This window comes from Bradyrhizobium sp. B117 (assembly GCF_038969555.1).
In the GTDB taxonomy this organism is placed as follows: Bacteria; Pseudomonadota; Alphaproteobacteria; order Rhizobiales; family Xanthobacteraceae; genus Bradyrhizobium.
Map to the genome: position 1 here is coordinate 5,932,274 of NZ_CP152414.1, position 13,361 is coordinate 5,945,634.

The window sequence follows — 13,361 nt, forward strand, 5'->3', positions numbered from 1 at the left end:
CGTTGTCGTGAACGGGTCCGTGGGCTATCTGAAAGGGGGTCCGGCCCCCTCCAGGCGCCCCGCGAAATCGCGCAAATGCCGGCTTTTCAGGTCATTTCCATGCAAGAACACACCAAATCCTCCACGCTCGAAAACGCTATTGCACTGCAAAAATACGGCGTCGGGCAGCCGGTCCGCCGCAAGGAAGACGACACGCTGGTCCGCGGCAAGGGCCGCTACACCGACGATTTCAACCTGCCCGGCCAGGCCTATGCCGTGATCGTCCGCTCCACCCATGCCCATGGCGTCATCCGCGGCATCGGCATCGACGCCGCCAAGGCGATGCCGGGCGTACTGGGGGTGTGGACCGGAACCGACCTCGATGCCGCCGGCTATGGCCCCTTCACCTGCGGCCTGCCGCTGAAGAGCCGCGACGGCTCGCCCCTGCTCCAGACCAACCGTCAGCCGCTCGCAACCGACAAGGTCCGCTTCGTCGGCGATCCCGTCGCCTTCGTGGTGGCGGAGACGCTGGCCCAGGCGCGCGACGCCGCCGAGGCCGTGGAGCTCGACATCGAGCCCCTGCCCGCGGTGACCGATCCCGAGGAAGCTGCAAAGCCCGGCGCGCCGCAGCTTTACGACCACATTCCTGATAACGTCGCGCTCGACTACCACTATGGCGACATGGACAAGGTCAATGCCGCCTTCGCCAGCGCCGCCCATGTCACCAGGATCGACATCGAGAACACTCGCGTCGCCGTGGTCTCGATGGAGCCGCGCGTCGGCCTTGCCTCCTACGACAAGACAACCGAGCGCTACACGCTTCAGGTGCCGACGCAGGGCGTCGCTGGCAATCGCGCCAATCTCGCCAAGAACCTGAAAGTGCCGAACGAGAAGGTACGTATCCTCACCGCCAATGTCGGCGGCTCCTTCGGCATGAAGAACATCAACTATCCCGAATACATGTGCATCCTGTACGCGGCGAAGGAACTGGGCAAGCCGGTGAAGTGGCTGGACGAGCGCTCCACCAGCTTCCTCTCCGACAGCCACGGCCGCGCGCAGAAGATCCATGCCGAGCTGGCGCTCGATGCCGAGGGGCACTTCCTCGCGGCAAAGCTGTCCGGCTACGGCAATCTCGGCGCCTACATCACCGGCGTTGCCCCGGGGCCGCTCTCGCTCAACACCGGCAAGAACTTCTCCAGCGTCTACCGCACGCCGCTGATGGGCATCGACATCAAGACGGTGCTGACCAACACCACGCTGATGGGCGCCTATCGCGGCGCCGGCCGGCCCGAGGCCAACTACTACATGGAGCGGCTGATCGACCGCGCCGCCGACGAGATGGGCATCAACCGGTTGACGATGCGCAAGCGCAACTTCATCAAGCAGAACCAGATGCCGTTCGCCGCGTCCTCCGGCGTCACTTATGACAGCGGCGACTTCCAGGCGGTTTTCAACAAGGCGCTGGAAATCTCCGACCACGAGAATTTCGCCAAGCGCAAGAAGGAAAGCAAGAAGGCCGGCAAGCTGCGTGGCATCGCGGTCGGCTCCTATCTCGAGGTCACGGCGCCGCCGAGCGCCGAGCTCGGCAAGATCGTGTTCGATCCTGATGGCACGGTGCAGCTGATCACCGGCACGCTCGATTACGGCCAGGGCCATGCCACGCCGTTCGCGCAGGTGCTGTGCGAGCAGCTCGGCGTCCCCTTCGAGAGCGTCAAGCTGGTGCAGGGCGACAGCGACATCGTCCACACCGGCAACGGCACCGGCGGTTCGCGCTCGATCACCGCGAGCGGCATGGCGATCGTGGGCGCCGCCAAGCTCGTCATCGAGAAGGGCAAGCGCGCCGCCGCGCACATGCTGGAGGCGTCCGAAGCCGACATCGAGTTCGAAGGCGGCAGTTTCACCATCGCCGGCACCGACCGCAGCATCGACATCATGGAGCTGGCGAGGAAGCTGCATGACGGCAAGGTGCCGGAGGGCGTGCCTGACAGTCTCGACGTCGACCACACCAGCGAGGCGGTGCCGTCGGCCTTCCCGAACGGCTGCCATGTCGCTGAAGTGGAGATCGATCCGGACACCGGCGTGGTGCAGATCGTGCGCTACAGCGCGGTCAACGATTTCGGCACGGTGATCAACCCGATGCTGGTCGCGGGCCAGCTCCATGGCGGCGTGGTCCAGGGCATCGGCCAGGCGCTGATGGAGCACATCCGCTACGACGAGAGCGGCCAGCCGATCACGGGCTCGCTGATGGACTACGCCCTGCCCCGCGCCGAGGACGTGCCGAACATGACGGTCGGCGACCATCCGGTGCCGGCGACGACCAATCCGCTCGGCAGCAAGGGCTGCGGCGAAGCCGGCTGCGCCGGCAGCCTGTCGACGGTGGTGAACGCGGTGCTCGATGCGCTCTCCGACCACGGCATCAAGCACATCGACATGCCGCTGACCCCGGAGCGGGTGTGGCGCGCGATCCAGGATGCGAAGGGTCAGGCGGCCTAGGGGAATTCCGCGACCGGGGGGACGCCGGGGGCTTCGCCTCGCATTTCGAAAGAGATCACTTGATCGCCGTTTCGGCGGCGATCAACTCTTTTCCGTCCGTGGTCGTGATCGTTAGCCGTATCTTTTCCCCGCTGCGGTCATCGGCAATCGCTGCCGAAATGCGATTTCCATTGTTCGGATCGGCGCTCACTTCCCCGCTGAACAGAGCCGTGTCACCCCGTTTCAACGTGACAAGCAACGGGATGGCCGGTTCGATGCTGAAGAACTCGAGGGCGGCGCGAGACGCCTCGGCCGAGAAATTGATCAGGATTTTCTCGTTCGCATGCGTCACGTTGCTCATGCCGACGGTCGGGCTGTAGGTTTCCGGAATCGACACCTCACTGCGTGCGGGAAAATCTGCGCTGTGGAAAAACTGGTCTGACACACCCGCCCATAATTCGACATACGGCCGCCACTCGTTCGGATCCTTCCAGGCATCGGTTTCGCCGGTGAACGATGGAAACCCCCATGTCCACATTTTCAAGCCCCGCGTGAGGGTATTGTCCGCAATGCGAATGATGCCTTCTGCATTGTCATGGTTGATGACGCCCCAGAAATTCCCACCCTGCATATCTGGTGCAGCATAGGCGATGCCCATCGTTGGCCAGTTCTTGAAGTAGCGCAGGTTTTCAAAGCGCCACTTGCCCATACCCGCGCTCTCGTCGCCGTCTGCCAGATTGGCCGACCAGGCAGGCGTCGTGTAAGTCCGGATCGGCGCGATGATTTCGGCGCCGCCCGTTGCCCTGGGATTTTTCGGCTCCGATCCCGGAGCGAGCGTCGTGCACGTCCAGTACTCGTATTGGACAGCCCTGTCGTTCGGATTCTTCAGCACCACGCGCGCATCGAGCGCGGCACGATCGGCCTTCAGTGTCACGTAGTAGTTCGCCTCGATGCCGGTCGCGCCCCTGAACTTGCTGGGCCGCGCGGAATAGTCGAAGTCATCCTTGAACGACATCTCGACCGTCACTTCGTCGGCGTCCTCCTTCACCACCCGGAAAGCCCACGGCTTCAGCCACGTCTTGCCGTGCTCGGCATCCGGGAACGTTGGGAAGATTCCGCCGTAGACCATCAGCCAGTCGTAGTAGAAATTTCCGGCCTTCATGCCGTAGGGCACTCCGACTTCCGTTCGATAAAGCTGCTCGTGGCCGGTCGGCTTGTAGACCATGGAAACAATACGCCCTCCGAATTCGGGGACGAGCGTTACCTTCAGATATCGGTTCTCAAGCACGTAGGATTTGAAATTGCGTTCGTCGATGATGCTCTTGTCGAGCGCCCCGCTGACAAAGCCATTCTCCGCATCGACGGCGAACTTGACGGTGCTCCACGTCGTCGTCTGCTCACTGAGCGACACACGATCGGGCAGCGGCGCGGCGGCATGCGCGGCGCAAGGCGCACAGAGCGACAACAGGAGTGTTATTCTGAAACTGACGAAGGCACGCAAGAAGACCTCAACTGGCATTCAGGCCGCCGCCTGCTCGCGCGGCTGGTAGATCGCGGTGTGCTGGCAATGCGCAATCGGGGTCGTGCCGTTGGCGACGACCAGCGCGTCGAGCTCGACGAAGCGGTGGCCTTTCTTCTCGTAATTCGCGGTGACTTTTGCCCGGGCAGTGATCTCGTCGCCGGTGCGCACGGCGGACAACAGCTGCATGCGGCTGCCGACATGGATCCATGGGCCCAGAATGGTGTTGTCGACCAGCACGCGGTTCATCACGCGCTGGATCAGGCCGGGGTGGCCGAGCCCCTCGCGCGCGAAAATCGGATCGGTCTCCCTGACGTCGGCAAGATAGTCGGTCGCGTCCTGGCCGGCCCAGCGGCGCGGCGTCGTGCCGAGCCATTTGCCAATTTCGAACGTCGCGGGACTGACCGGTTTGCGCTCGGCCACCCCCGGCACCTCGACATAGTCACCCAGTGACACCACCGGCGCAGCCGCCGGCAGCGAGGCCGTCCCCGTCGCGCAAAGCTCGGTGCGGCTGAAGACCTCGATCGTCAGCAGGCCGTTGTGCTCGGTCGCATCGACGTCGGCGGTCTCCCCGTCATAGACCGGCTTGATGAAGCGGGCCTCGACCAGCCCGCGGGAAAGGAAATCGCGGCCCCAGCGGGCGATCGGCACGTGCATCATGTAGGCGAAGACGTCGACGCCCGGGACGAGCCCGCCGGAAAAGCCGAAGCGGCGCGCCACCGTGTCGTCGTGCATCTTGTTTTCGGACTGTTTTGCAGTGTTGTAGGCCTCGACGCGCCAGGTTTCGAGCCGGTTCGGCATGGGGTCATCTTCCCTCTATTTTTGTTGCTTCGGGGCCGATCGTAGGCCCCCGGGAACAGCGGTCAATCCCCTCGCCTTTGCGGCCCGAATGGGGTACCACGCGGCCAATGACTGACACCCCCACCCGCATCTATGTCGACGCCGACGCCTGCCCGGTGAAGGACGAGATCTACCGCGTCGCGCTCCGGCATAACGTTCCTGTGAGCGTGGTCGCCGGCAACTTTATCCGCGTGCCCCCGGATCCGCTGATCGAGCGCATCGCGGCCGGCGCCGGCATGGACGCGGCCGATGACTGGATCGCCGAGCGAGCCAAGCCGGGGGACGTCGTCGTGACATCGGACATTCCGCTGGCGAGCCGCTGCGTCAAGGCGGGCGCCGACGTGATCGCGCCGAACGGGAAACCGTTCACCGAGGAGTCGATCGGGATGACGCTGGCGGTGCGCAATTTGATGACGGATCTGCGCTCAGCCGGCGAAGTCACCGGCGGCCCGCGCTCGTTCTCGCCGCGCGACCGCTCCGCGTTCCTCTCGGCGCTCGACCAAACGCTGCGCCGGATCCAGCGCCGCCGCACTGACGCGGCCGCAACGAGCCAGAATTTGAGTCAAGGCTAATCATGGCGCCGCCGCTGATCCAACTGAAAGACATCAGGCTGACCTTTGGCGGCACGCCGCTGCTGTCAGGTGTCGAGCTCAATGTCGCGCCTTCCGAGCGCGTCTGCCTGATCGGCCGCAACGGCTCGGGCAAATCGACACTGCTGAAGATCGCGGCCGGCCTGGTCGAGCCCGATAGCGGCACACGCTTCGTGCAGCCCGGCGCCACAGTGCGCTATCTGCCGCAGGAGCCGGATTTCGGCGCGCACAAGACCACGCTCGCTTATGTCGAGTCCGGGCTCGCCCCCGGCGACGACCAGCACCAGGCGCGCTACCTGCTGGAGCAGCTTGGCCTCACCGGCGAGGAAAACCCGCACAATCTCTCCGGCGGCGAGGCCCGCCGCACGGCCCTGGCCTACGTGCTCGCACCCTCGCCCGATATCCTGCTGCTGGACGAGCCGACCAACCATCTCGATCTCGCCACCATCGAATGGCTGGAGCAGGAGCTCGACAGCCGCCGCAGCGCGCTGGTGATCATCAGCCACGACCGCCGCTTCCTCACCAACCTGTCGCGTTCGACCGCCTGGCTCGACCGCGGCAAGATCAAGCAGATCGACCGCGGCTTTGCCTCGTTCGAGAGCTGGCGCGACGAGGTGCTGGCCGAGGAAGAGCGCGACCAGCACAAGCTCGACCGCAAGATCGTCGACGAGGAGCACTGGCTGCGCCACGGCGTCTCTGGCCGGCGCAAGCGCAATGTCAAGCGTCTCGCCAATCTGCACGCGCTGCGCGACCAGCGCCGCAACTATCGCGGCACCGCAGGCGCCGCCAGTCTCGCCGCGGCGGAAGCCGAGCAATCCGGCAAGCTGGTGATCGAGGCCAAGGGCATCACCAAGGCCTATGGCGAGCGCAAGATCGTCGAGAATTTCTCGACCCGCATCCAGCGCGGCGACCGGCTCGGCGTCATCGGCCCGAACGGTGCCGGCAAGACCACGCTGGTCAATCTACTCACCGGCGGGGCGGAGCCTGATTCCGGCATCGTGCGGCTCGGCGCCAATCTGGAGACGGCGACGCTCGACCAGCACCGCGAAAGCCTCGATCCCAAATCGACGCTCGCCGAAGCGCTGACCGGTGGCCGTGGCGATCAGATCATGGTCGGCGGCAAGCCGAAACACGTCGTCGGCTACATGAAGGACTTCCTGTTCGCCCAGGAGCAGCGCGGCACGCCGGTGGAGGTGCTCTCCGGCGGCGAGCGCGGCCGTCTGATGCTGGCGCGCGCACTGGCAAAGCCCTCGAACCTGCTGGTGCTGGACGAGCCGACCAACGATCTCGACCTGGAGACGCTCGACGTGCTCGAGGAGATGCTCGGCGATTACGAGGGCACGGTCATCCTGATCAGCCACGACCGCGACTTCCTCGACCGCGTCGTGACCTCCGTGATCGCGCCTGAGGGCAACGGCAAGTGGATCGAATATGCCGGCGGCTACAGCGACATGCTGAGCCAGCGCGGCGCGGACCTGAAGCGCGAGACGAAGGCGCAGCCTGTTGCAGAAAAGAAAGAGGAACGCGCCCCTGTTCCGTCGTCCGCGCCCAGGCGGAAGCTGAGCTTCAATGAGAAGCACGCGCTGGAAACACTGCCGAAGAGGATGGACACGCTTCAGGCCGATATTGCAAAATTGCAGCGCGTGCTCGACGATCCCAACCTCTACGCCAAGGATCGCAAGACATTCGACGACACGTCGGCTGCGATCGCCAAGGCCCATGAAGAACTGTCCGCCGCCGAAGAGCGCTGGCTCGAACTGGAAATGCTGAGAGAAGAGATAGAGCAGGCTTGAATCGTAGGATGGGTAGAGCGTAGCGAAACCCATCGCTTAAAAGGAATTGCCTCTGATGGGTTTCGCTTCGCTCTACCCATCCTACGGGGCCGAAAATAGAGAGAGCCAATGACCACTCCCCTCGCCGCCAAGATCGCCCGCGAATACGGCACCCCCTGCGCCGTCATCGACATGGACAAGGTCGAGCGCAACATCGCGCGCATCCAGAAGGCCTGCGATGATGCGGGTGTCGCCAATCGCCCGCACATCAAGACCCACAAGAACCCGACCATCGCGAAGATGCAGATCGCGGCCGGCGCGAAGGGCATCACCTGCCAGAAGATCGGCGAGGCCGAGATCATGGCCAATGCCGGCATCGACGACATCCTGATCAGCTACAATCTGCTGGGCGAAGAAAAGATGGCTCGGCTCGGCGCGCTGAACGCCAAGACCAACATGACGGTCGCCGCCGACAATTCGACCGTGGTGGGCGGCCTGCCGAAGGCCGCCGCAGCTTCTGGCCGCCCGCTGTCGGTCGTGGTCGAATGCGACACGGGCCGCAAGCGCGCGGGCGTCGAGACGCCCGCAGAAGCGATCGCTCTGGCACGCGAGATCGCGGGGTCGAAGGGGCTCGAATTTGCCGGCTTCATGCTCTACCCAACCGAAACCGGCTGGGGCGATGCGCAGAAATTTTTCGACGAAGCGCTCGCCGGGGTGCGGGCGCACGGGCTCGATGCAAAAATCGTCTCGACTGGGGGCACGCCGAACCTCATCAACCTCGGCAAGCTCAAGGGTGGCACCGAGCACCGCTTCGGCACCTACATCTACAATGACCGCATGCAGGTCGCGGCCGGCTCCGCCACCTGGGACGACTGCGCGCTGCACATCTATTCGACCGTGGTGAGCCGCGCCGCCCCCGAGCGCGGCATCCTCGACGCCGGCTCGAAGACGCTGACCACGGACACCGGCGGCCTCGACGGCCACGGCCTGATTCTGGAGCACCCCGAAGCCAAAATCGCAAAGTTCGCCGAGGAGCACGGCTTCCTCGACCTGTCCCGCAGCAACACCCGCCCGAACGTCGGCGACGTCGTCCGCATCGTGCCGAACCACGTCTGCGTCGTCGTCAACATGATGGACGAAGTGGTGATGGTGCGCGGCGAGGAGATCATCGGCACCCTGCCGGTGGCGGCACGGGGGAAGCTGCGGTAGAGCTGCGGGAGCGCCCGCGCATCCTTTGAGCGGCAAACCGCCGTAGGGTGGGCAAAGCGAAGCGTGCCCACGACTTCTCGTGGTAACTGCGAAAGATGGTGGGCACAGCGCTTCGCGCCTTTGCCCACCCTACGATTTCTGCGATTGGGCGAGCCACTCCAATACACCCCTGCCCGCGGCAGCCCCAGTCGCGAACGAGGCCTGCAGCAGGTAGCCGCCGGTCGGCGCCTCCCAGTCCAGCATCTCGCCGGCGGCGAACACGCCGGGCACTTTGCGCAGCATAAAGTGCGCGTCGAGCTCGTCGAAGGCGATCCCGCCGGCGGTCGAGATGGCGCGGTCGATCGGGGCGACACCGGTGAGCTGAACCGGAATCGCGTTCACCAGATGCGCAAGCTCGGCCGGCGAGAACGCGGCCAGTTGCCGCCCCGACGCAATGGCGGCCTCCTGCATCAGGCCGATGCCAACCGGCGACAATTGCGCCGCCTTGCGCAGGAAGTTTGCAAGGGATTGCTTGCCGCGCGTGCCTGACAGGCGCGTGGTCAGTGCGTCGGCGGTGAGGTCGGGCCGCAACGCGATGGTCAGCGTCGCCTGCCCGACGCCCAACACCGCCTCGCGCAGCTCGGCCGAGAGCGCGTAGATCGCGCCGCCCTCGATGCCGGCGCGCGTGACCATCGCCTCGCCGCGCACGGTGTGCGCACCGATCGTCAGCGCCACGCCCTTCAGCGGCTGCCCCTCAAAGCGGTCGCGGAACAATTCGGACCATCCGACCGTGAAGCCGGAATTGGCCGGCCGCAGCTTTGAGATAGCGATGCCTTTCGCCGCGAGGATATCGACCCAGCCACCGTCCGATCCGAGCCGTGGCCAGCTTGCGCCGCCGAGGGCCAGCACCGTGGCGTCAGCCCCGGTGGCGACCGTACCATTCGGTGTTTGAAACTGAAGCCGCCCCTCAGCATCCCAGCCGGTCCAGCGATGACGAAAGGCGAACCGGACGCCGGCGCTATCGAGCCGCCGCAGCCAGGCGCGCAGCAAGGGCGAGGCCTTGAACGCCCTTGGAAACACCCGCCCGCTGGTGCCGACGAAGGTCGGCTCGCCCAACGCTTCGCTCCAGGCACGCAACGCGTCCGGCGAAAAGGCGTCGATTGCGGCTTGCAGCCTCGGTGCGGCCTCGCGATAGCGCGCCATGAACTGCGGCAGCGGCTCGCTATGGGTGAGATTGAGCCCGCCACGGCCGGCCATCAGGAATTTGCGGCCAGCGGACGGCATGACGTCATACACGGTGACGCTGGCACTCCCCTGCGCCAGCACCTCCGCCGCCATCAGCCCGGCGGGGCCGGCACCGATGACGGCGATGTGGGATTCGGATGGGGTCATGGCGGGAGTTTAGGCTGAGCTGGACGCCAAAGAATAGGTCGTCATGCCCGCATCCACGGGAGCCACGCGGGCGATGCCAAGAACGTGGATGGCCGGGACAAGCCCGGCCATGACGGAAGGCATCATTCCGGGTTCGTCGCTTCGCGAGGCCCCGGCCATGACGGAGGTGGTTAGAGCTTGATCCCCGCGCGTGCCGCGGCCTGCGCGACGTATTTCTGCGTCTGCTCGAACGCACCCTGCAACGCCCTAGCCTTCGACATGTCGCTGATCTCTCCGAAATGCGCGGCGATCGCGTCCGGGGTCCAATCGGCTTCCGGCAGGTTGATGCCCTCACTCTCCACGACCTTGATCACGGCGAACGAGCCGGCGCCGGCGCCCATGATGGTGCGGGTCGGCGCGTCCTCGCTCAGCATGTACTCGACCGCGGGCGTGATCGCGTTCGGCTTCATCAATTGCAGCGCCTGCGGCGGCAGCAGCTCTTCGGTCATCCGGGTCGCTGCTGTCGGCGAGATGATGTTGACGCGGATGTTGTTCTTGCGGCCTTCCTCGGCGAGCACGTTCATCAGGCCGACCATGCCGGATTTCGCCGCGCCGTAATTGGCCTGGCCGAAATTGCCGTAGAGGCCGGAGGACGAGGTCGTCAGCACGATGCGGCCGTAATTGCGGTCGCGCATGCCGGCCCAGGCCGCCTTGCAGCAATAGAAGGTGCCGACGAGATGCACGTCGAGCACCTTCTGGAAATCGGCCGCCTCCATCTTGCCGAACGACTTGTCGCGCAAAATGCCGGCATTGGCGCACATCAGGTCGACGCTGCCCCACTCCTTGGTGGCGCGCTCGACCATCGCGGTGACCTGCTCGAAATTCGAGACGTCGGCGCCGTCGGCCATCGCGGTGCCGCCCGCTTTGCGGATCTCCTCAACCACGGCTTCGGCCGGCGACAGCGAGCCGCCGGTGCCGTCACGCGCGCCGCCGAAATCGTTGACGACGACCTTCGCACCGCGGCTGGCGAGCCCGAGCGCATGCGCCTTGCCGAGACCATTGCCCGCGCCGGTGACGATGACGACGCGTCCGTCGAACCTGATTGCCATGGGTGAAGTCCTGTTCTTCCCTTTTCCTTCTCCCCTTGTGGGAGAAGGTGGCGCGAAGCGCCGGATGAGGGGTCTCTCTCCACAGATGTGCTCGCGGAGAGAGACCCCTCACCCGGCTTCGCTTCGCGAAGCCACCCTCTCCCACAAGGGGAGAGGGTCCAAGCGCACCGATTTGAGAGGCTTTTGAGCAGCGATGGATGGCCGGGTCAAGCCCGGCCATGACGGCCCCGCCCTACTCGAAATAGATCAGGCCGAGCCAGTCGGCGACCAGCGCCGGCTTGTCCTCGCCTTCGATCTCAACCGTCACATTGGTGCGGGACTGGAGCTCATTGGGCTTGCGCAGCTTGGCTTCCGCCAGCACGAAACGGCCGCGGACGCGCTTGCCCGAGCGCACCGGCGAGATGAAGCGCAGCTTGTCGAAACCGTAGTTCACGCCCATCGTGGTGCCCGCGATCACGGGCATCACCTCGTAGGACATGATCGACAGCAGCGACATCGTCAGGAAGCCGTGCGCGATGGTGGTGCCGAACGCCGTCTCCTTCTTGGCGCGCTCGGGGTCGACATGGATGAACTGGTGATCCTCGATCACGTCGGCATAGGTGTCGATGCGGGGTTGATCGACCAGGTGCCACGACGATACGCCGATCTCCTTGCCGACCATGGCCTGATAGGCTTCCAGCGAAATTGGCGGCTTCTTCCAGACTTCGTTCACTTAGGTCTCACTCCGTGTTTTCGGCAGCTCCGGAAAATCCTCCTCGCGGAATTCCCGGCCGCGCAGCGGATCGCTGCGATCATCGTCGCGTTCGAGCCGTCGTAGCTGCACACGGCGGATTTTGCCAGAGATCGTCTTCGGCAGCTCGGCGACGATTTCGAGCCGGCGGATGCGCTTGAACGGCGCAAGGCGCGTGTGCAGGTGTTGGAAGATGGAGAGCGCCGTCTCGGGCGTCCGCTCCGCGCCCGAGGTCAGCAGCACGAAGGCCTTGGGGATCGCGAGCCTGATCGGATCGGGGCTCGGCACCACCGCAGCTTCGGCGACGAGCTCATGCTCGAGCAGCACGCTCTCCAGCTCGAACGGGCTGATGCGGTAGTCGGAGGATTTGAACACGTCATCGGAGCGTCCAACGAAGGTGAGATAGCCGTCCTCATCAGCGAAGACGACGTCGCCGCTGCGATAGAGCTCGCCTTCGGCGCCCGCCAGTTTTCCGTCGTCGCCCTGATAGCCCTGCATCAGGCCGGCGGGGCGGTCCGCGCCGAGCAGCAGCGCCACCTCGCCCTCCCTGGCCGGATGGCCATCGGCGTCGCTGACCTGCACGCGATAGCCCGGCAGCGGCCGGCCCATCGAGCCGACCTTGATAGGCTGCCCCGGCGAGTTGCCGGCAAGCGCGGTCGTTTCGGTCTGGCCGTAACCGTCGCGGATGGTGAGACCCCAGGCGGCCTGCACCTGGTCGATCACCTCTGGATTGAGCGGCTCGCCGGCGCCGCAGACCTCGCGCAAGGCCACCTTGAACGAGGCCAGGTTCTCCTGGATGAACAGCCGCCACACCGTCGGCGGCGCGCACAGCGTGGTGACGCCGCAGCGGCCGATGGTGGCGAGCAGCCCTTTGGCATCGAAGCGCGGCTGGTTGACCACGAACACGGTCGCGCCCGCATTCCACGGCGCGAAGAAACAGCTCCAGGCGTGCTTGGCCCAGCCGGGTGACGAGATGTTGAGATGGACGTCGCCGGGCTTGAGCCCGATCCAGTACATGGTGGAGAGATGCCCGACCGGATAGCTGCGCTGGCTGTGGCGCACCAGTTTCGGTTTTGCCGTCGTGCCAGATGTGAAGTAGAGCAGCATCGGGTCGTCGGCGTTGGTCGGGCCGTCGGGCGTAAAACTCTCGGGCGCCTTCGCCGCCTCGTCATAGGCAAGCCAGCCATCCGAGGCCGTGCCGACAACGATGCGAGCGATATTCTCGGCACCCAGGCTTGCGAATTTCGCGACCTGGTCTTCGGCCGCTACCACCGCCTTGGCCTTGCCGCGATCGAGCCGGTCGCGCAGCTCGTCGGCGGTGAGCAGCGTGGTTGCGGGAATCAAGACGACGCCGAGCTTGATCGCCGCCAGCATGGTCTCCCACAGCGGAACCACATTGCCGAGCAGCAGCAGGAGATGGTCGCCGCGCTTCAAGCCCTGCGCGCGGAGGAAGTTCGCGACCTGGTTGGAGCGCTGCGAGAGCGCCGCGAAGGACAGCTTGGTCTGCTTGTCCTGCGCGGCATCGACGATCCAGAGCGCGGGACGGTCCCTGGCGTCCGCGTCCTTTGCGAGCTCGTCGAACCAGTCGAGCGCCCAGTTGAAGGGAACCGGATCGGGCCAAAGGAAGTCTTTGACCGCTGTCTCGTAATCCGTGCGGTGATGAAGCAGAAACGCGCGCGCTTCCTGAAATGTGGTCATGGTTCGGGCCCGTCGAATTGACCTTCGAGCGTAGCCCGGATGGAGCGAAGCGCAATCCGGGGCGCCTGCGCAATTCGAAGGAACCGTCCCGGA

10 protein-coding genes are annotated in these 13,361 nt (G+C 65.2%); 4 read left to right on the forward strand and 6 right to left on the reverse strand.

Annotated features, from left to right (window positions below):
* Positions 1-99: 99 nt before the first annotated feature.
* On the forward strand, positions 100-2,472 hold the full coding sequence (locus tag AAFG16_RS29145) for a xanthine dehydrogenase family protein molybdopterin-binding subunit (RefSeq protein ID WP_342730810.1): 2,373 nt from the start codon (positions 100-102) through the stop codon (positions 2,470-2,472).
* A 55-nt stretch (positions 2,473-2,527) separates the two neighbouring features.
* Here the strand turns inward: AAFG16_RS29145 and AAFG16_RS29150 are convergent, their stop codons facing one another.
* Both AAFG16_RS29150 and AAFG16_RS29155 read right to left on the reverse strand, forming a co-directional pair.
* On the reverse strand, positions 2,528-3,970 hold the full coding sequence (locus AAFG16_RS29150; RefSeq protein WP_342730812.1) for a DUF5107 domain-containing protein: 1,443 nt from the start codon (positions 3,968-3,970) through the stop codon (positions 2,528-2,530).
* Complete coding sequence (locus tag AAFG16_RS29155) at positions 3,971-4,771, reverse strand: hypothetical protein (RefSeq protein WP_342730814.1); 801 nt, start codon at positions 4,769-4,771, stop codon at positions 3,971-3,973. It abuts the gene before it with no gap.
* Positions 4,772-4,878: 107 nt separating this feature from the next.
* Here AAFG16_RS29155 and AAFG16_RS29160 point away from each other — a divergent pair, with 107 nt between their 5' ends.
* The 3 genes from AAFG16_RS29160 (at position 4,879) to AAFG16_RS29170 (ending at position 8,381) form a co-directional block, all read left to right on the forward strand.
* A complete protein-coding gene (locus AAFG16_RS29160) occupies positions 4,879-5,382 on the forward strand; it encodes a YaiI/YqxD family protein (RefSeq protein WP_283079930.1) in 504 nt (167 codons plus the stop codon).
* Between the two features lie 2 nt (positions 5,383-5,384).
* Positions 5,385-7,193 (forward strand): ATP-binding cassette domain-containing protein, encoded by a 1,809-nt coding sequence (locus tag AAFG16_RS29165; protein WP_342730817.1) that lies wholly within the window; start codon positions 5,385-5,387, stop codon positions 7,191-7,193.
* A gap of 108 nt (positions 7,194-7,301) precedes the next feature.
* On the forward strand, positions 7,302-8,381 hold the full coding sequence (locus tag AAFG16_RS29170; protein ID WP_342730819.1) for a D-TA family PLP-dependent enzyme: 1,080 nt from the start codon (positions 7,302-7,304) through the stop codon (positions 8,379-8,381).
* 129 nt (positions 8,382-8,510) lie between these two features.
* Here the strand turns inward: AAFG16_RS29170 and AAFG16_RS29175 are convergent, their stop codons facing one another.
* From AAFG16_RS29175 to AAFG16_RS29190, 4 genes are all read right to left on the reverse strand, one after another.
* A complete protein-coding gene (locus tag AAFG16_RS29175) occupies positions 8,511-9,698 on the reverse strand; it encodes a TIGR03862 family flavoprotein (RefSeq protein WP_342740994.1) in 1,188 nt (395 codons plus the stop codon).
* A gap of 224 nt (positions 9,699-9,922) precedes the next feature.
* Positions 9,923-10,840 carry an SDR family NAD(P)-dependent oxidoreductase gene (locus AAFG16_RS29180; protein WP_342730821.1) on the reverse strand — a complete coding sequence of 306 codons (918 nt, stop codon included), beginning with the start codon at positions 10,838-10,840 and terminating at the stop codon, positions 9,923-9,925.
* A gap of 232 nt (positions 10,841-11,072) precedes the next feature.
* A complete protein-coding gene (locus AAFG16_RS29185) occupies positions 11,073-11,552 on the reverse strand; it encodes a MaoC family dehydratase (RefSeq protein ID WP_283079934.1) in 480 nt (159 codons plus the stop codon).
* Positions 11,553-13,268 (reverse strand): AMP-binding protein, encoded by a 1,716-nt coding sequence (locus AAFG16_RS29190; protein ID WP_342730823.1) that lies wholly within the window; start codon positions 13,266-13,268, stop codon positions 11,553-11,555.
* Between the last annotated feature and the right edge of the window lie 93 nt (positions 13,269-13,361).